Genomic DNA, 18608 nt, shown 5'->3' with positions numbered 1-18608 from the left:
CATAGCTCACGACAATAAACCAGGAGACTTACGATGTTTACTCAGCACTTTTCACCCAAACGACTCATCTCGGCTTGCCTGATTGGCTCTGCCATGATGGCAGGAAACACTCTTGCAGCCACCACCATTAATCTGAGTTACAACGGTGCCCCAGATCCCGAAAAGAATGCTGTCCACGTCTTTGCAGAGAACCTTAAAACGTTGGTAGACGAAAAAACTGACGGTGAGATACAGCTTGAGCTCTACCCGAATAGCATGCTGGGTGATGAAGAGGAGCGCATGGAACAAACCATGAATACGCCCATGCTCAACGTGGCGTCATTTGCAGGCGTCTCTCCTCTCGTTGATGAGATCTTCGTCAGCGCTATTCCGTTTCTGTTCGACGACTTTGCGGCGGCGCGTAGCTTCTTCGATGAAGGAGAGTATTGGCAGGAAGTCAGCAATGCTCTGCAGGAGCGTGCCGGTATCGATATGCTGGCGGTCGTCGAAGAGGGGGGCTTCCTGGCATTCACCAACAATGAACGGCCTATCAGCCACCCGGACGACTTCGAAGGGCTGCGTTTCCGGGCCATGGATCCCAGCCAGGTAGCCCTCTATGAATCCTTCGGTGCCTCCGGTACTCCCATTCCCTGGACAGAGACCTACATGGGACTGCGTACAGGAGTGGCCGACGGCCAGATGAACCCGCCGATGTATATCATCCTGGGCAGCCTCTACGAAGTGCAGGATTACCTGACCTTGGCCAATATCCAGTACTCCGATCAGTTCCTGGTGGGCAATAGCGACATGATCGCAGGTTGGGACGATGAGCTTCGCAGCACCTTTATGGAGGCCGTCTCCGAAGCTAATCACAATGCCCGTGAGCACAACGAGGAACAGGTTGAGGCACGTATCGCCTACCTGGAAGAGCAAGGTATGGAAGTGATTCGCCCTTCTGAAGAGGAGCTCACCGCTTTCCGCGACATTGGCCAGCCCGCCTATCTTGAGTGGCTCGAAGAACGTGATATCGAGCAACGCTGGATCGATATGGCGCTGGAAGATGCAGGCATGAGCGAACTGCTCGACTAACGGCTGTTAACACCGTTGCAAAACAGGGGCTGGAACCTTACCGGCCCCCTATTTCCAGTACTTAATATCCCAGTACTGAATGTTCTAGTGCTTAACGTTTCTGTGCTTCCTGGAAGGCTGCCATGTTTAATACGCTTCGATCCCGTCTATTGGCGATCAGCCGCCCGGTGTCCCTAACCCTGGCGGGCGCGCTGCTATCCCTCAATGTTGCGGCCATATTGTATGGGGTGTTTGCCCGCTACATCGCCGGTGGTGCCCCCATTTGGACAGATGAGATATCGCGATTTTTGATTATCGCCACCGTGATGCTCGCGGCTGGCACCGTCTGGTCGGAAGGGGGTCACATGCGCGTTGGTCTGTTGGAGAAGCTACTGCCACCCCCTCTCGCGCGTTTGCTGAACGTGTACCAGTGGCTGCTCACCCTGCTGATTGCAGCGGGGGGTGCCTGGGTCAGCTATCGCTATGCACTCTCGGTCAGCATGTTTACCACCTCAGGGCTTGGCATTAGCCGCACGGTGCCCCTCCTCTCGCTACCCGTTGGCTTTTTATTACTGGCTTGGCATGCGCTTCTCTATGGCCCCGCGCCACTTAAAACTGTCGAGGACTCTCCATCCACAACCGTTGAGGACTCCTTATGATTGTGACGATGCTGGTGGTTTTCCTCGGCCACGTTTTGCTTGGGCTTCCTCTGTTCATCGCGCTACTGACCACGGCGATAGTAGGCTTTCTGTTTGTCGACCCCTCGATGATTCCACGTATGCTGCCCCAGCAATTCTTTGGCGGTATCAATGTGTTCTCCTTGATGGCTATTCCGTTATTCATCTTCGCTGGCAACCTGATGAACGTCAGCGGCTTAACCGAGCGCCTGATGGGGTTCGCCCGCCTGATAGTGGGGCACTTGCGGGGCGGTATGGGCCACGTCAACGTGGTGTCGAGCGTTTTCTTCGCAGGCGTCAATGGCTCAGCGGTGGCGGATACCTCGGCACTGGGGTCGCTGTTAGTACCTGCCATGGAGAAGGAGGGCTACTCAAGGGCTTTTGCCGCTGGGTTGACCGCCGGTAGCTCGCTGATCGGCCCGATTATTCCACCCAGTATCTTTATGATCCTCTACGCCTCACTGACCAACACCTCAGTAGGCGATCTATTTCTGGCGGGCGTAGTACCAGGTCTGCTGCTGGGGGTTGCCTTTATGGGCATGAACGCCTGGTATGCCTGGCGCCACCGATTACCCAAAAGTGGCCAGTTGCCCTCAATCGGCCAACTTGGCATAGCCTTCGCGGCCGCTCTGCCCGCGCTTATCGCTCCCTTTATTATTGTTGCTGGCATCGTGCTGGGCTTTGTGACGCCTACAGAATCGGGCGCGTTGACAGCGCTGTATGTGGCCTTATGTGGCTTTGTGCTGGGAGGGTTACGCTTTAAAGAGTGCTGGCAAGCCATCCTTGATACGGCACGCTTAACCTCGGCGATTTTTCTCATCATGGCGGCCTCGGCGACGATTAGCTGGCTGCTCTCCTATGCGCAAGTACCTGCGCAGTTTGTATCCCTGCTATCACCCTACGTGGACAATAGCGTGGTTATTTTATTGCTGCTTAGTGCGATCACCTTCATCACGGGCATGTTTATGGAGGAGGTGTCGGCATTGATGCTACTGACGCCGATCTTTGCGCCGGTGGCTATGATGGCGGGTATAGACCCCATTCATCTGGGCGTCATCATCACACTGAACATTACCATTGCATTGATCACGCCACCGCTGGGCGCCTGTGTGTTCGTGGCCGCCGCGGTTAGTCGGCTTGAGATAGTGTCGCTATTCAGAACCATTTGGCCCTTTGTACTGACGGCAATTGCGGTGCTTATTCTACTCATCCTTTTTCCATCGCTGACGCTGTGGCTGCCTACTCAGTTTTGACAACCAGTTTTAATAACCAGCTTGGATAACACTCTGCTTGGATAACATAATGCCTTTGAGCACACTATTGAAGGCCTTGCCGCCTATACCCAGCCATTCAGCTCCCTGCTGGGAACAGCTGCGCCGCGCGCCTATTGAAGATAACGGCGAGCGCTTGGTACCGATGAGCCTCGCCCCGGCACCGGTCAGCGTGTTCCCCGCCTATGCTCGGCTGGGTATTCCGGGTGCGGTGCCGGAGTGTTTCGTTCGTGAGGGGGTTTATCGGGCGCTACTCGCTGCGGCACGTAGCTTACCCGAGGGCATCGGGTTGATCGTACTGGATGGCTGGCGGCCATGGCGGGTGCAGCAGTACTTGTTTGATACCCTGCATGAAGCCATCCACCACCACCATCCAGACCTCAGCGACGCGGAGCTATTGGAGCGTACAAGAGAGTTCGTATCGGTACCCAGCCGCGACCCTTTAGCCCCCAGCCCGCACCTCACCGGCGGCGCCGTCGATGTCACGCTTTGTGATGCCGATGGCCTGCCACTGGATATGGGCACCTTGTTTGATGAAGCGCTCCCCGCCTCCCATAGCGACTATTTCGAAAAGCTGGAAATGCTTACCCCGCAGCAATATAAGGCGCGGGATAACCGCCGCCTGCTCTATCACACCCTGCAACAACAAGGCTTCACCAACCTGCCCAGCGAGTGGTGGCACTTCGATTATGGCGATCAATTATGGGCCTACTACGGGCCGCATGATCATGCGCACTACGGCCCGGCAGAGCTGGATACCATAGAGAACCGCTGGCGCAGGCAGTTGGGGTAATGATCTAGCCAGCGCCAGATTCAGTGTGCTCACACCGCAGGCGCTTCAAGTTCCAGAAAGCGCCGTACTCGGTCGGTTTTAGGGTTCTCAAAGAACTCGCTGGGGTGGGATTTTTCAATGATGATGCCTTTGTCGAGAAAGACCACTTGATCGGAGACTGCCCGGGCAAACTCCATTTCGTGGGTCACCAGCACCATGGTGTAGCCTTCTTTGGAGAGGTCTTTGATCACCCCAAGCACTTCCCCCACCAGCTCGGGGTCGAGGGCTGAAGTGGGCTCATCGAACAGCATCACCTTAGGCTGCATGGCCAGCGCTCGGGCAATCGCGACCCGCTGCTTCTGCCCGCCTGAAAGCGTGTAAGGGTACTGCTCGCGTTTGTCGGCCATGCCGACTTTTTCGAGCAGCGCCATGGCCCGCTCGTCAGCCTCGGCTTTGCTTAGCCCCTGAACATGAATTGGCGCCTCGGTGACATTACGCAGCACACTCAGGTGAGGCCAGAGGTTAAAGCCCTGGAACACCATGCCCAAGCGCGCGCGCATGCCTGCCAGCTCACGGCGCGACATGGGTTTTCCAGTGTCACTCACGCCGATACGATCACCGGCAATACGGATGTCGCCCCGGTCGGGTTGCTCAAGCCAGTTAATGCAGCGTAGCAGGGTAGATTTACCCGAACCCGATGAGCCCAAAATACTCACCACTTCGCCGGGCTGAACTTCCAGCGATACATCCCGCAGCACCTCAATGCCATCGAAGCTTTTGGAAAGGTTACGAATACTAACAGCGGCGGTCTCAGGCATTTTCGAATCCTCGCTTGGCGCCAAAACGGCCAATCATTTTGATAAATAGTTCTAAACCAATACTGATCAGCCAGTAGAAGCCGATCACCACGATGAACGCTTCCATGGGAATGAAGTAGGTGCTCGACAGGCTGCTCGCCGCCGCGGTGAGTTCGCGCACGGTGATGATCACCAGAAAGGCGGTGTCTTTGAGTAGGATAATCAACTGATTACCCAATAAGCCGCGGGTTTTCAAAATCAGCTGCGGCAAGATAATGCGCATAAACATTTGGGGCTGCGAGAACCCTTGGGCGATTGCTGCCTCTACCTGCCCTTGGGCGAAGGTAGCGCGGCAGCCGCGCAGAATCTCCGCGAAGTATGCGCCATGGTAGATCACCAGGGCGATAATCCCGGCCGTCCAGGCACTCATGCGGATGCCTGCACTAGGTAAGCCGTAATACAGCAGGTAGGCCAGGATCAAAAATGGCAGCATACGCATGCCATCGATAAAAATCCGCAGCGGAACCTTTAACCGTGGGCGGGAACCCTCCAATAAAAACACCATGGCGCTGCCCATTAAAAAAGCCAAGACAGCGGATAAACCAAATAGCTTTAAGGTGTTATAAAAACCACTTAAAAACACATCGTAAGATGACCAAAGAATTTCCCAGTTGCTCATAGAGACTCCCTAAACGACCACCTTAAACGGCCAGCCGGCTGGCTTTACGCTCAGCCACACGTTGAAACCACACCAACAGACTGATAATCAGCATATACAGCGCCGCAGCCGCTAAAATGGGTGGCAGTGGGTCGTAGGTCACCGCCGAAATACGGTTGGTCACACGGGTCAGGTCGACGACGCCGATGACCGCAATAGCGGGGCTGCCTTTAATCAGAAATGACATTTCATTCACCAAGCCCGGCAGGCTGGTAATGGTGATTTGTGGCAGCATAATACGGCGGAAATAGACCCACGGTGTCATACCGATGGCCAGGGCCGCTTCACGCTGCTCTTTGGAGAAGTTGTTAAAGGCAGAGCGCCAGATTTCAGCGTTAAAAGCAGTGGTATTGAGGGTTAACGCGATAATACCGGCCACATTGCGGTTGAGGTTAACGCCCATGGTCGGCGCGGTTAAGAAGATAAACAGCACCAGCGTCACCAGCGGCGTTGCCCGCGCCAAGCTAATGTAGACGCCTAGCAATTGATGCAAAACGGGAATTTTGGCCACCCTAAGCAATGCAATCAAAAGCCCCATTACCACACCGATGGCAATGGAGATGCCGGATATCCAAAGCGTTGTCCAGGCGCCCTGGATGAGAAGCCCCCATGCGCTACTGTCCATGCTCACCCCCTAATTCGCGATAAGAAAACCGCCGCCCAGGCTGGGCGGCAGGCGAATGTGATGGCTTACATACCGGCCATTTCGTGGAACTCTTCCACTGAGGTGATAGGGGTTGTCGGCAGGTCGTCAAAGGACTCGCCAAACCACTTTTCCTGCAGCTCGGCCAGGCGGCCAGAATCACGCAGGTGGCTCATAAAGTCGGTGATATAGGTCAGTAGTTGTGGGCTGTCTTTAGGCATCGGCCAGGCCACGAAGCCTGGACCGGAGACGGCTTGACCGGCTTCAAATACGTCAGGGCGTTCACTGATCAGGTCATTAACCGGCACGATGGAGTTAATCACGTAATCGACACGACCGTTGGCCAGGTCAGCGTAGATTTCTGGATAGGCCTCATACTGCATTACGTCGCCCAGCTCGCCACCACTCTCTTCCAGCATGACCTCCAACTCTGGCAGGCGCGATAGCAGTGCACTGCCCGCCTGAACACCCAGCGTCATACCACTTAAGTCTTCAATGCTGTTGATACGCTCATCACCTGCCCGCTTAATGTAAAAGTGCTGTGCCGATGCAAACGGCGGCGCGTAGTTAAATACCCGCAGGCGTTCGTCGGTCACCGACGCGCCGGTAAGTGCCATGTCGTATTGGCCCGATGAAACCGAGGCCAAAAGCCCCGTCCAAGGCAAAATATCCTGGCGGATCTCGAAGTCAGAGTACTCCTCCAGTTCAATCAATATATCTTTGATAAAGCCATCGGGGTCGCTGCCACTCATAAAGTTGAACGGCGCGTAGTTATCTTCGGTGGCCACGCTCATATAGCCACGGCTCTCTATTTCATCTAAATCCGCAGCGGAAACGGTCAGTGACGCACTTAAAGCAAGCGCGCCGATGCTTATTGCGGAGGCTAAGGCAGCTATTTTTTTCATCGTCTGATATCCCCTAGGTTTTCAAAAATACGCTTTTAAAAAATAGGTTTTAGAAAAAGCAGTCAAAACATCGCTCGCCTTTGCGTTTGCAGTGGGTCTGCAAACAGTTGGGCGATATGCAGAAGCTGACTTCACCCTAGATTTTTATCCTCTCTGCGATTAGAGCCAGTTAGCGCAAATTAAAAGGACAGTTACCGATAGCCGCTGCCGACAACAGAACTGGCACGAAAGATGCTTTTGTTTAAGGAGAGATGCTTGAGTGAATGGGCTAGACGGCCAGGGTTTTGAAGAGGAGATGTGCATGACATCGCTGTGTCTTGAGGTCGACCCTAACACTGGCGCCTGCCTGCAAGAACAACTACGCAAAACGCTGCTGGAAGCGATTCGTATGGGCAGTTTACCCAGCGAGGACGCGCTGCCCTCCTGCCGCAAGCTTTCACAACAGCTGGGTATTTCGCGTAATACGGTGGCGATTGTTTACGAAAAGCTGGTCGAGGATGGCTATTTAATAAGTCGCCCTCGTAGCGGCTACTATTTACACCCTGATTATAGCGACCCTCAATCAACGCTTAGTTCATCACTAACAGCGTTAACCGAAACCAATAACGGCGCAATAAGCGCACCAAACTGGCACAAACGCATTGCTCAGCGCCCTACTAACTACCAAGGAATCCTCAAGCCCGGCAATTGGTCGGAATATGCCTACCCGTTTATTTACGGCCAGTTAGATACGCGACTTTTTCCGTTAGCCCAGTGGCGAGATGTTTCTCGGCGCTTATTGAGTTCGCAACGCGATAAACCCTGGCTGCGCGACCGTATTGACCAGGACGACCCGCTTCTGATTGAGCAATTGCGCAAACGTATTTTGCCGCGCCGGGGAATTTTTGCTCGCTCAGAAGAAATTCTGATCACCATGGGAACGCAAAATGCACTCTATTTGATTGCCCAGTTGCTCTGCCATCGGGGCACCCGAGTGGCCCTGGAATCTCCCGGTTACCGCGAGGCAATGAATGTGTTTGCTCAGCGCGGAGCCAGTCTGCAGTTGCAAACCGTGGATACGCAAGGCATGCGTCTTGAGGGGTCTCAGCAGTGTGACTATCTGTACGTCATGCCCAGTCATCAGGTGCCCACAGGTGTGACCATGAGCCGCGAGAGGCGCGAAGCTCTACTGGCCCAGCTACCCCATCGCGACCAAATCGTGATTGAGGATGACTACGACGCCGAGATTCATGGCGACCAGTTCGCACTGCCAGCCCTCAAAGCCAGCGCGCAGAGCGCCCGAATTATCTACATGGGCAGCTTATCCAAGGCGCTCTCGCCTGGTCTGCGCATGGGTTATGTCGTGGCCGATGCCGAGGTGATCGACGAGCTGCGAGCGCTGCGCCGTATGATGTACCGTCACCCACCCGCTGCGTTACAGCACCAGCTGGCACAGTTTATTTCTCAAGGCTATTACGAGCGCTACCTCAAACTGCATGTGGAGGAGATCGACCGGCGGCGCGACACGATGCGGCTCGCTATTGATCAGGCATTGCCCGGCTGCCTCAGCCACAGCAGCAGTCGCTCCAGCGCCTTCTGGATGGAAGCGGATGCTAGCATCGACACTCAGCGGCTAGCCTGGCATGCCGCCCAGCGGGGTGTGTTGATTGAACCCGGCTTTCAGCACTTCTTCGATGCCGCTCCGCCGCGGCGCTTTTTCCGGCTAGGGTTTGGCGCCATCGAGAGGGAGCGTATCGACCCAGGCATACAGCACCTGGGCCTCGCCTACGATAACGCTCTAAGCACTTGAGAACGGGTACTTTAACAACGGGCACTTAAAACGGGCATTTAAAAACCAATCTAGCGTGATGCCGTATAGTTTTTCAGCACGCGATCCAAGATGGCTAAACCCTCCTCTACTTCAGCGGCCGTTACGATACACGGCGGTACCACATGGATGCGGTTCTCAACGGTAAAGACCAGCAGTCCGTTTTCCATTAATTGCTGCTTGAGTTTCAGCACTTCCGCCCCTGGCAGTGGCGTTTTGTAAACCGGATCGCTGACGAGCTCTAAAGCGTGAAACACTCCAACGCCCCGCCAATCTCCAATGATGGCGTATCGTTCGGCAAGCTGTTGCAACCCTGCGGCTAACGGGCCATTACCCACCGCGTCAGCGTTTTCAACCACGCCCTCTGCTTCCATCGCATCCAGGGTCGCGACTATCGCCGCCATTGCCAGCGGGTGGCCGGAATATGTCAGGCCACCGACAAAAAAGTGGTCATCGAAATAGCGTGAGATGGGCTCAGAGATAATCACACCCCCGGCGGGTACATAACCCGAGTTCACCCCTTTGGCGAAGACGATTAAGTCCGGCGCCATGTCGTAATGTTCAAAAGCGAACCAACGCCCCGTGCGGCCAAAGCCAGCCATCACTTCATCGAGAATCAGCACAATGCCGAACTCGTCAGCGAGCTTTCGGACGCCCAGCAGATACGCCTTCGGTGGTAACAGCACGCCAGCAGTACCGGGGATGGTTTCCAGCAGGATAGCCGCGACCGCGTTAGCACCTTCGCACTCAATCACCCGACGTAGATGTTGCAACGCCCGTTCGCACTCCTCCTCTTCATCCCGCGCCCAGAACTCGCTGCGATAGAGATAAGGGTTGAAGAAGTGCACGTGGCCACTGGCGTACTCGTTGGGCACACGCCGCCAATCGCCGGTGGCGGCAATCGCTGAACCGGTATTGCCATGATAGGAGCGGTAGGCGGATAGTATTTTGCTTCGCCCGGTATACTGGCGCGCCATGCGGATGGCGTTCTCGTTGGCATCAGCCCCCGCATTGGTGAAAAACACCTTACTAAACCCAGCGGGCGCTTTGGCGATAATACGCTTGGCCGCCTCACCGCGGGCTAAGTTGGCATGGGCTGGAGCAATGGTACACAGGCTTGCGGCCTGGGCTTGAATCGCGCTCACCACTTTGGGGTGCTGATGGCCGATATTGGTATTGACTAACTGGCTACTAAAATCCAGATACGAGCGCCCCACATAGTCCCATACGCGACACCCTTCAGCCCCTGCAATCACCATGGGGTCTAAACTGCCTTGCTGTGCCCAGGAGTGGAACACATACTGGCGATCTAAGGTGTGTACATAAGTATTATCCACAACGCTTTCGGGTGGATGTGAAGCGGCAATATTGGTATTCATAGCAAGCACCCTAATTAACTCGTTTAGAAATAGCGTGCTTGCCAGCCTAGTGAGTCAACCGTTTAGGCTGTAGGGCCAGTCTTTACGTGCCAAAGGGACAGACGCATTGGAAAACAGCGATGTCACAGTAACAGGCACGAACTGGCCCTAAAGGCTTGAACCAGCGTTGCTTACAGTGATGTAAGAACGCGCCCATCGCCTTTAATTATTTGCCTTTAAATAGCTTGAATAACGTGGAGAAATTGCAATGCCTAGCGTACTTATTACCGGAGCGACGTCAGGGTTTGGTAAAGCGGCTGCCCAGCGCTTTGCCAAAGCGGGCTGGTCATTGATTTTAACCGGGCGACGCGTAGAGCGCCTCAAAGCACTTGAGGAGGAGCTTTCCAAGCAGGTGCCCGTGCTAACACTGGCGCTGGATGTCCGCGATAGTGACGCGGTGACTGATGCCATTAGCAACTTACCGGAAACGTTTCTGCCGCTGACGTGTTTAATCAATAATGCGGGGTTAGCCCTGGCACCGGAACCGGCGCAAAAGGTGGCGCTGGAGGATTGGCACACCATGATCGACACCAATATCACGGGACTGGTCAATGTGACACACGCGGCGCTGCCGCTGCTGCTGAAAACCGGTAAAGGCGCGAGTATTCTCAATCTCGGCTCGGTGGCGGGTCAGTGGCCTTATCCTGGCGGGCATGTGTATGGCGCGTCGAAAGCCTTTGTTCAGCAGTTCAGCTACAACCTACGCTGCGATCTGTTAGGTACTGGCGTGCGAGTCACTGACCTGGCGCCCGGCATGGCAGAAACCGAGTTCACGCTGGTCAGAACTAAAGGCGACCAGGCCGCTTCGGATGCACTTTACCGGGGTACGACGCCACTTCAAGCAGAAGATATCGCCGAGCAGCTTTACTACTTGGCCACGCTGCCCGCCCATATCAACATCAATCGCTTGGAAATTATGACCGTTCGTCAGGCATGGTCAGCGTTTGCGGTTGATCGCGACCCGGCTTAAGCCTGCTGCGCCGATTTTAATAGGCCACCCGTTGAAACGCGATACCGCCCTTGCTCTTTGACTAGATAAAGGGCGTTATCCACTCGCTTCATTACGCTTTTGACCGATTGTTGATACATTCTATTTTACTCATCCTTGTAAAATAGTCGTGCGGTCATGAGACTCAACATCAACAGATCTCGATACCCACAGCCGATAAAGGGCAGGGGTAAAGAAAAACGACACTAGCGTCGCTAAGAGCAGTCCAAAACCAACGGTTTGCGCGAATGGTGGCCATAGCCCGCCGGTAGCCAACATCAACGGAATTAAGCCTGCAAAGGTAGTGACCGTGGTCGAAACGATATGCCGGCTGGTGGGGCCACTGATCACCGCCAGCATGGCATCGATATCGCCTCGGCGGGCGGCTTCATCGTCATCAAAGGCAGCAATAATGATAATAGTGGCATTAATCGCTACTCCCACCAGCCCCATGATGCCGACGATAATCACAAACCCAAACGCATGCCCGCTTAGTAGCAGCGCCACAATACCCATACCCATCGCCTGGGCTCCGGCAATAAATACGATGGCGGCCCGCCGAAAGGAGTTAAATGCCAATACCACGGTGGCCACCATGGCTATGACCAGCAGCACCACCGAGGCAAGCAACTTGCCCACGGCGTCATCTCGCTCGGCGGCTTCACCACCGGTTTCGATTCGGTAACCAGGGGGCAATTGAAACGCCCCCGACGCCAACGCTGCCTGAAGCTTGGCATCCAACTGAGCCATGGAGACCGCCGGAAGAGCGTCGGCCACCAGGTACCCTTGTACCAACTGCATCCGTTCAGCGTTACGGCGGGTAATCACGCTCCAGGCAGGCGTGAGTGACACCTCTGCCACCGCCGCCAGTGGCAGTCCCTCAGCTACTTGATCGCTGACCAGGCGCAGCGCCGCCAGCTGTTCTGCGTTAGTGCGCCACTCATCGGCGTAGCGCACCCGCACAGGCAGTTGCTGCGTATCCTCCAGCAGCATGCCTGCCGATTGCCCCGAGAGCGCGGCCCCCACTTGTTCCGCTAGCCGCTGCGGCGTTAGACCCGCATCACTCAGTGCGGTGTGGTCGATATCCAGGGTTAACCTGGGCAAATCACGCTGCATGCCAGCGCGCACATGGGTCACCTGAGGCAGTTGGTGCATCAGACCCGCTAGCTCAAGTCCCAGCGATGACAGCACCGCTAGATCATCACCATAGACACGTAGCTCAATCGGGGCTTTAAACGGCGGCCCCTGCTCATACTTGCGCACTACGCTTTGGGCCTGAGGGAAACGCCGATCAAGCGCCTGCTGTAAGGCGGGCACTCGTTCATTAGTGATTTGTAAAGACGCTGTGTCCACAATCAGGTGCAAAAATGCCGGGTTGTTATCCTCATTGGTAAGCACGTTGTAGTACATCATTGGCGCGCTTTCACCGACAAACGCCGAGACGCGGGTGATGCCCGGCAACTCACGAATCATGGCATCGACTTCATGGGCCAGTGCTTCGGTGTTGGCCATACTGCTGGCGGGGGGCAGGCGCACCTCAATGTGAAACTGGTCGCGGTCTGCGGGAGGAAAAAACGCCACATCCAGCGTGGGCATCAACGCCATGCCACCCACGGGCACACACAGGGTGATGATCATGGCGGCCCAGGGGTGACGCAGCGCGCTGCGTACCGTACGGCGGAAGCCGCGCTTGAGCATCCCACTGACGCCGTTATTTCGAGGCGTTGGAGGTTTATCAGCGACCCTGGCTAACAGCATGGGTGACAGCGCAGGCACCAGCAGCAGCGAAACCAGATAAGAACTTACCAGTGCGACCATCACCGCCATGGCCAGGGGCCCCACGAACTCCCCCGCTGGGCCCGGCATCAACACAATCGGCATAAACGCCAATATGGTGGTTAAGGTGCTGGCCAGCAGCGGCACCGCTAAGTGGCGCAATGTGTCCCGGGTAGCGGCAAGCGCTGAATCGCCTTTCAAAAAGCGCTCGCGCAGGGCGTTGGTCATCACAATGGCATTGTCGACCATTAGCCCCAGCGCCACGATAATGCCGGTAATGCTCATCTGGTGAATATCGATACCCAGCGGCTTGAAGAACGCCAGGGTGAGCAGAGCCGTGGCGGGGATCGCCAACCCCACCGTCACCGCCGAGCGCCAGCCCATAGTGATGAACAGGATCGCCACCACCAGCGCTAGCCCCATCAGCAGGCTGCCAGCCACGTCACTTAAGCGCTGGTTGGTGTAACTGGCCTGTTCGAAAACCTCTTCAACCGCGATGCCGACAGGCAATTCATCGGCGAACACCGCCAACTGCTCTTGTGCTTTTTCCACCCAGTTATCGATTCGCTGGCCGGGAGCCATACGTGCGCCGACATACACCGCTCGTTCGCCGTTAAGCAGTGCCACTGCGGCGGGCGGGTCTTGCACGCCCCGGCGTAGCTCAGCCAACTCGCCAAGTCTTACGGTGTGCCCCTGCCGAGTCGTCACTTCTATCTCGCGTAGCCTATCGAGCGCATCAAACTCACCGCTTAGCCCCACCGTCAGCCGGTGGCCGTCGGTGACCACTTCACCTGCGGTACGTCGTCCATCGCTTGCCTCAATAGTGGCCGCTAATTGCCCGACGGAGAGCCCCAAGGCGTTCAGTTCAAGCGGGTTAACCCTCACCTCTACCTGCTCCCCCGCCACGCCAAAGCGGTGGGTATACTCCGTGCCAGGGACGTTTCTAAACGCTGCTTCCAAACGCTCGGCGTAGCGCTCCATCAGTTGGGGATTGGGCGGGGTATCCAGTGTCCAGCGCAATGCGGCCACGATGCTAAATGCGTAGCCCCGATCATCCAGCAGTTCCGGCGTTTGCACGCCGTCAGGCAGTGTAGGGGCGGCATCGGCCAGCTTGTCGCGCACGCGGCTCCACACCGGCGTTACATTGGTCACGGCATCCTCAAGCTCAAGGCTAATCACCGCAATGCCCTGGCGTGAGGTGGATTCCAGCACGTTAATCTCAGCGATGGTGCGTAGCTCATCCTCAATGGGACGCGCCACTAAAGCTTCGACTTGCTCGGGGGTGGCGCCAGGAAAAGGCGCAAGCACGGTGGCCATGCGCGCCACCAAATGGGGGTCTTCCGCGCGTGGCAGCGTTTGAATGGCCGACAGTCCGGCGACAACGAGAAGGCCCAGGGCTAGCGCTAACAGTCGACGGTTAAATAACCACTCAAGGCGCTTCATAGGCCACTTCCTCGCTTAGCGTGACCTGCTGACCTGGCGTTACACGGTGGGTGCCACCGGTAATCAGCCGCATGCCCGACGCCAGCGTGCCGCGTACAAAGGCCTGGTCTCCTTCGCTATGCAATAGCTCCACGCTGGCCTGGGCCACACGGTAGTGATCGTTCTCTAACGGCTCGGCCACCAATACGTTCCACAGGCCACGGTCGGCGGCTTGCAGGGAATCCAACGGCACCCAGTATCCGTTTGCGGGCTCTGTGATCTTGTAGCGCAGCTCTGCCAGATCGCCGGGCACGGCATGGTCTGGGGTTTCCAGCGATACCACCAGCGTCTGGGTGCGACTGTCGCTATCAACCTGGGGGAGCCGAGCACGTACCTTACCGCTGACTTCCTCACCATTCACCATCAGCTCAACGGCTTCACCTGGCGTAAACGTCGCGGCCAGCGCTGCGGGTAGGCCAAGATGCGCTTCTAACTGCTCGACATCGATAAGATCGAAAGCGGTAGTGCCGCTACTCACCAAGCTGCCGACACTGACATGGCGCTCGATCACTCGTCCGCCGAAGGGCGCTTTTAACGTGCTGTCATCCAAATCGGCGGTAAGGCTATCGCGCTCGGCTGCCAGCGCCGCCAGGCGAGCCTGGAGGGTCAGTCGATCTGTCCGGGCCTGATCCAGCGCCGTGCGGCTGGCAAAGTTATTCTGGTTTAGCTGCGCTTCACGCTCCTCCTGGCGCTGAGCCAGGGCGAGGCTGGCACGGGCTTCTTCACTGCGTGCAGCTACCTCCGCTAAGCGGCTTTCCAATCGACGGGTATCCAGCGTGGCAAGCACATCCCCCTGTGCAACCGCATCGCCTCTGTCTGCTGACACAGCACTAACCCGCCCCGCGGGTTCGAACGCCAGCGATACCGACTGGCGCGCCACCACACGTCCGGTTAAGCGCACATCGCGTTGCAGTTGCTCGGCTTGCTCCAGGGCCTTGGTCGACACCTGTAACAGGGCGTTATCAGCGCCTTGCTGGCGGGCCTGCTGAGCACTGCTGTGCTGACTGGAGAGAGAAAATACCGTCGCCAGTGTGGCACCTACCATCAACAGCGCCGCCAGCGTGCCGCGAAACCGGTGGTTCCAGGAAGTTTTTAGAGGAGTGCCCATGTTGGCCTCGAAATGGTTTATTCTTGAACGATACCGTTCACTATAATATTTGTACGCTCACGTTCAATATTTATTTACTCAATAGCCCGGATTGCACCGAATGACAGAGCCCCAACATACATCGCCTGAACCAAAGCGCCGCGCTGGCCGACCCAAGGATATGGTTAAACGGGATGCCATGATGGATGCGGCGGCGTGTCTGTTTTTTCGCCACGGTTTAGAGGGGGTAACGATGGAAGCCGTTGCCCGAGAAGCGGGTGTTTCCAAAGTCACAGTCTACGGCCACTTTGTGACCAAAGAGGCACTGTTTGGCAGTGTGATACGGCGCGAAACCGAAATCATCCGCAGGGGATTAGATAAACTGCCCGACACCCACGAGGGGGTTCGCCAATCATTGATCGAAGTCGGCATGAGCTTAGTGCACTTTTTGTTGGAACCCCATGTCTTGGCGGTTGAGCGGGTGATGAACACTCAGGGAGAGCAGCACCCTGAGCTGCTACAGGCTTTTTTTGAGGCAGGCCCTTGGGCCACTAAGCAGTGGCTGCAGGAGAAATTGGAGGGACTAGCCCAAACCGGGCATTTAACGCTTGGCACACCCACGCTTGCCGCCAGCCACCTGTGCAGTATGTGGCAAGGCATGTTGGTCACAGAAGTCCGCATGGGCGTTCGCCACCTCCCCAGCGATGAAGAGCTGCATCATCAGGTCAGTAGCGCCGTGGATGTGTTTTTGGCGGCGTATGGGAATACCTAGGCCAAACACAGCCCATTGAAAAATCACAATCTGTTTTAACGCCGCTCTAGCACACCGATTAGCGCGGGTATTGGCAGGCTTTGATCCTCTACCGATTTATACAGGTTGCGGACGGCTTCAGCGATACCTCCCTCCACGGCGAGGTCTTCGGTCATCGTATGGTAGTAACCGAGGTCTTTGCTGGCATTGGCAACGCTAAACTTAAAGCCTGAAGGGTCATTGTCAGCGATATAGGGGCGCAGCCGCTCGAGTACTACCCCACCGCCGCCGCCTGCGCCAAGCACTTCAAGCAAGGCGGTATCGCTGATGCCCGCTTTACGTGAAGCGACAGTGGCCTCCGCCAATACCGCAGAAAACCCAAGCGAAACAAAATTATGCAGCAGTTTAAGGGTATGCCCCGCGCCCACATCGCCCGCATGGGCAATATTTTCGGCAAAGCCCTGCAGCAGAGGCAGCGTTTCATCGAACAGTGCCTTCGGCGCACCAACAATCAAGTTGAGCCGCCCTTCAGCCGCTTCTTTGGGGGTGCGCGTCATGGCGGCATCCATAAAGCGCCCGCCAGCCTCTGTGACTCTGGCAGCGACGTTTTCTGTTGAACTGGGCAAGGCGGTGGAGCAATCCACCACGATACTACCGGGCGTTATCCCTTCCAAAACGCCGTTAGGTTCAAATAGCACCGCTTCTACTTGGGGTGAGCCGGTCACGCACAGAATCACCACCTCAGCGCTCTGTGCTACCTCTCGGCCTGAATTCAACGCGGTAGCACCGGCGGCCAGCAGGTCATCTACGGGCTGATTGCCCGAGTGATTGAGAAAGCTGACTTGGTGGCCTGCGCGCAGCAGACTGCTGGCAATCCCATGGCCCATAAGGCCTACGCCGACGATGCCTACCTGGCGAGATGTTGTCATTGTCATTGCTCCATTAATGGTGATTAGTCGTGCTTGATAGCAACCGTCTTAATTCGGGTATAGCTACGCAGACCTTCAAAGCCTTTCTCTCGGCCATGGCCGGAACGCCCAACGCCACCAAATGGTAGCTCTACACCACCGGCGGCACCGTAGTTATTGATGAATACCTGACCGCTGCGAATACCTTTGGCCAAACGGAGCTGGCGACCACCATCGCGCGTCCAAATACCGGCACAGAGGCCAAAATCGGTAGCATTAGCCAGCGCCAGAGCTTCCGCTTCGTCCTCAAACACCTGCACCACCAGCACTGGGCCAAACAACTCTTCTTGAAGCACTTCATGCCCTTCGGGAATATCGGTGAGTAGTTGAGGCACTACGAAGTGGCCGCCGCTTGGCGCGCTTGCGGCTAACTGACCTTTTGCTGCCACGCGAATACCGTCGGCTTCGGCGGCCGCCAAGCGCGCTTCCAGCTTGGCTTTTTGACGCGCATTGATCAGTGGGCCGCAGTCAGCATCCGCTTCGCCTGCATCACAGCGCAGTGCAGCGAAGCGCTCGCTGAGGTTAGCGACCACGCTCTCAGCGATCTCCCGCTGCACCAGCAAACGGCTGCCTGCGGAGCAGGTCTGCCCGGCATTCTGAATAATGCCGCGCACCACCGCAGGAAGCGCGGCATCAATATCCGCATCGGCAAACACTAATTGGGGAGACTTACCGCCAAGTTCCAGGGTGACGGGTACATGGTGCTGCGCGGCCGCCTGGGCGACATGGGTGCCGGTCTCTGGCGAGCCGGTAAAGGAGAGATGATCAATGTTTGGGTGGGCAGCAAGGGCAGCGCCCGCTTCAGCACCAAGCCCTGGCACCACGTTGAGTGCACCCGCCGGAAGGCCATGATCCACTGCCAGTTGCGCTAAACGCAGTACGCTTAAACAGGCATCCTCCGCGGGCTTGAGCACAACGGTATTACCCGCGGCCAGCGCCGCCGCTACGCAGCGCCCGAAGATCTGCGATGGGTAGTTCCAGGGAATAATTTGCGCACACACGCCGTAGGGCTCACGCAGGGTCATGACCGCGAAGTCGGTCTCAAAGGGGATGGTTTCACCGTGAAGCTTGTCCGCCGCACCGCCATAGAAGCGAAAGTAGCGTGCGCAGGCACCAATATCGCCCCTGGCTTGAGTCATAGGCTTCCCGGTATCAGCACACTCAAGCTGTGCCAGTTGCTCGTGATGCGCCTCGATAATATTTGCAAAGCGTAGCAACCATTCGCTGCGCTGCCGGGCAGACCAACTCGCCCACTCGCCCAATTGGCCGGAAAACGCCTGGTGTGCCGACTCAACGGCTGCCTTTACGTCACCCTCCTGGCTACGTGCTATACGTGCCAAAGGCTCACACGAAGCTGGTGCTTCTACTTGTAAGGTAGTGGCCGTATCAACCCACTCACCACCAATCAGCGCCTGCTGAGGCGGTAACACTAATGCATCTTGCATATCGCACTCCTTTAATTGTCATTGTTCGGGTAATGCTAAAAAGCGACAGGATTCAG

Annotated in this window: 16 protein-coding genes; 7 read left to right on the top strand and 9 right to left on the bottom strand. The window is 56.5% G+C overall.

Going from position 1 to position 18608, the window contains the following annotated elements:
- Positions 1–33: 33 nt before the first annotated feature.
- The 4 genes from dctP to HZS52_RS08015 all read left to right on the top strand — a co-directional run bounded on the left by dctP (position 34) and on the right by HZS52_RS08015 (position 3788).
- Positions 34–1068, top strand: coding sequence for a TRAP transporter substrate-binding protein DctP (dctP, locus tag HZS52_RS08030; protein WP_009285955.1), 1035 nt, complete (start codon positions 34–36; stop codon positions 1066–1068).
- Positions 1069–1190: 122 nt separating this feature from the next.
- Entirely contained in the window at positions 1191–1706 is a 516-nt protein-coding gene (locus tag HZS52_RS08025; protein ID WP_035538735.1) for a TRAP transporter small permease, read from the top strand.
- Positions 1703–2977, top strand: a complete 1275-nt coding sequence (locus tag HZS52_RS08020; RefSeq protein ID WP_022521647.1) for a TRAP transporter large permease — start codon at positions 1703–1705, stop codon at positions 2975–2977. Before HZS52_RS08025 ends, HZS52_RS08020 begins: the two co-directional genes overlap by 4 nt.
- Positions 2978–3026: 49 nt before the next feature.
- The gene (locus HZS52_RS08015; RefSeq protein WP_223828089.1) at positions 3027–3788 is read left to right on the top strand and encodes a M15 family metallopeptidase; all 762 of its coding nucleotides are present in this window, start codon (positions 3027–3029) and stop codon (positions 3786–3788) included.
- Positions 3789–3817: 29 nt separating this feature from the next.
- On the opposite strand, the gene HZS52_RS08010 is transcribed toward HZS52_RS08015, so the two are convergent.
- The 4 genes from HZS52_RS08010 to HZS52_RS07995 all read right to left on the bottom strand — a co-directional run bounded on the left by HZS52_RS08010 (position 3818) and on the right by HZS52_RS07995 (position 6830).
- Positions 3818–4585: an amino acid ABC transporter ATP-binding protein gene (locus HZS52_RS08010; protein WP_190374506.1), complete on the bottom strand. Its 768-nt coding sequence runs from the start codon at positions 4583–4585 to the stop codon at positions 3818–3820.
- Positions 4578–5243: an amino acid ABC transporter permease gene (locus HZS52_RS08005; protein ID WP_022521644.1), complete on the bottom strand. Its 666-nt coding sequence runs from the start codon at positions 5241–5243 to the stop codon at positions 4578–4580. The genes HZS52_RS08010 and HZS52_RS08005 overlap by 8 nt, the downstream gene beginning before the upstream one ends.
- Before the next feature lie 22 nt (positions 5244–5265).
- Positions 5266–5907 carry an amino acid ABC transporter permease gene (locus tag HZS52_RS08000; RefSeq protein WP_022521643.1) on the bottom strand — a complete coding sequence of 214 codons (642 nt, stop codon included), beginning with the start codon at positions 5905–5907 and terminating at the stop codon, positions 5266–5268.
- A gap of 65 nt (positions 5908–5972) precedes the next feature.
- Positions 5973–6830: a transporter substrate-binding domain-containing protein gene (locus HZS52_RS07995; RefSeq protein WP_190374505.1), complete on the bottom strand. Its 858-nt coding sequence runs from the start codon at positions 6828–6830 to the stop codon at positions 5973–5975.
- Between the two features lie 301 nt (positions 6831–7131).
- On the opposite strand from HZS52_RS07995, the gene pdxR reads away from it, so the two are divergent.
- Positions 7132–8619: a MocR-like pyridoxine biosynthesis transcription factor PdxR gene (gene pdxR, locus HZS52_RS07990; protein ID WP_190374504.1), complete on the top strand. Its 1488-nt coding sequence runs from the start codon at positions 7132–7134 to the stop codon at positions 8617–8619.
- A gap of 50 nt (positions 8620–8669) precedes the next feature.
- Here the strand turns inward: pdxR and HZS52_RS07985 are convergent, their stop codons facing one another.
- Positions 8670–10016, bottom strand: coding sequence for an aspartate aminotransferase family protein (locus HZS52_RS07985; RefSeq protein ID WP_223828088.1), 1347 nt, complete (start codon positions 10014–10016; stop codon positions 8670–8672).
- 247 nt (positions 10017–10263) lie between these two features.
- Here HZS52_RS07985 and HZS52_RS07980 point away from each other — a divergent pair, with 247 nt between their 5' ends.
- On the top strand, positions 10264–11025 hold the full coding sequence (locus HZS52_RS07980; RefSeq protein WP_022521639.1) for an SDR family NAD(P)-dependent oxidoreductase: 762 nt from the start codon (positions 10264–10266) through the stop codon (positions 11023–11025).
- A 129-nt stretch (positions 11026–11154) separates the two neighbouring features.
- Here the strand turns inward: HZS52_RS07980 and HZS52_RS07975 are convergent, their stop codons facing one another.
- On the bottom strand, positions 11155–14262 hold the full coding sequence (locus HZS52_RS07975; protein WP_190374502.1) for an efflux RND transporter permease subunit: 3108 nt from the start codon (positions 14260–14262) through the stop codon (positions 11155–11157).
- Positions 14249–15409 carry an efflux RND transporter periplasmic adaptor subunit gene (locus tag HZS52_RS07970; RefSeq protein WP_190374501.1) on the bottom strand — a complete coding sequence of 387 codons (1161 nt, stop codon included), beginning with the start codon at positions 15407–15409 and terminating at the stop codon, positions 14249–14251. Before HZS52_RS07970 ends, HZS52_RS07975 begins: the two co-directional genes overlap by 14 nt.
- Positions 15410–15509: 100 nt before the next feature.
- Between HZS52_RS07970 and HZS52_RS07965 the strand changes: the two genes are divergently transcribed.
- Entirely contained in the window at positions 15510–16160 is a 651-nt protein-coding gene (locus HZS52_RS07965) for a TetR/AcrR family transcriptional regulator (RefSeq protein WP_022521637.1), read from the top strand.
- A gap of 35 nt (positions 16161–16195) precedes the next feature.
- Here HZS52_RS07965 and HZS52_RS07960 read toward each other — a convergent pair whose 3' ends face one another.
- Entirely contained in the window at positions 16196–17068 is an 873-nt protein-coding gene (locus tag HZS52_RS07960) for an NAD(P)-dependent oxidoreductase (protein WP_022521636.1), read from the bottom strand.
- Between the two features lie 23 nt (positions 17069–17091).
- Positions 17092–18552 carry an aldehyde dehydrogenase family protein gene (locus tag HZS52_RS07955; RefSeq protein WP_138799268.1) on the bottom strand — a complete coding sequence of 487 codons (1461 nt, stop codon included), beginning with the start codon at positions 18550–18552 and terminating at the stop codon, positions 17092–17094.
- Between the last annotated feature and the right edge of the window lie 56 nt (positions 18553–18608).

The sequence above is a fragment of the Vreelandella titanicae genome, from assembly GCF_014697095.1.
Taxonomy (GTDB): Bacteria; Pseudomonadota; Gammaproteobacteria; order Pseudomonadales; family Halomonadaceae; genus Vreelandella; species Vreelandella titanicae.
This window is presented reverse-complemented; position numbering and strand designations above follow the sequence as displayed.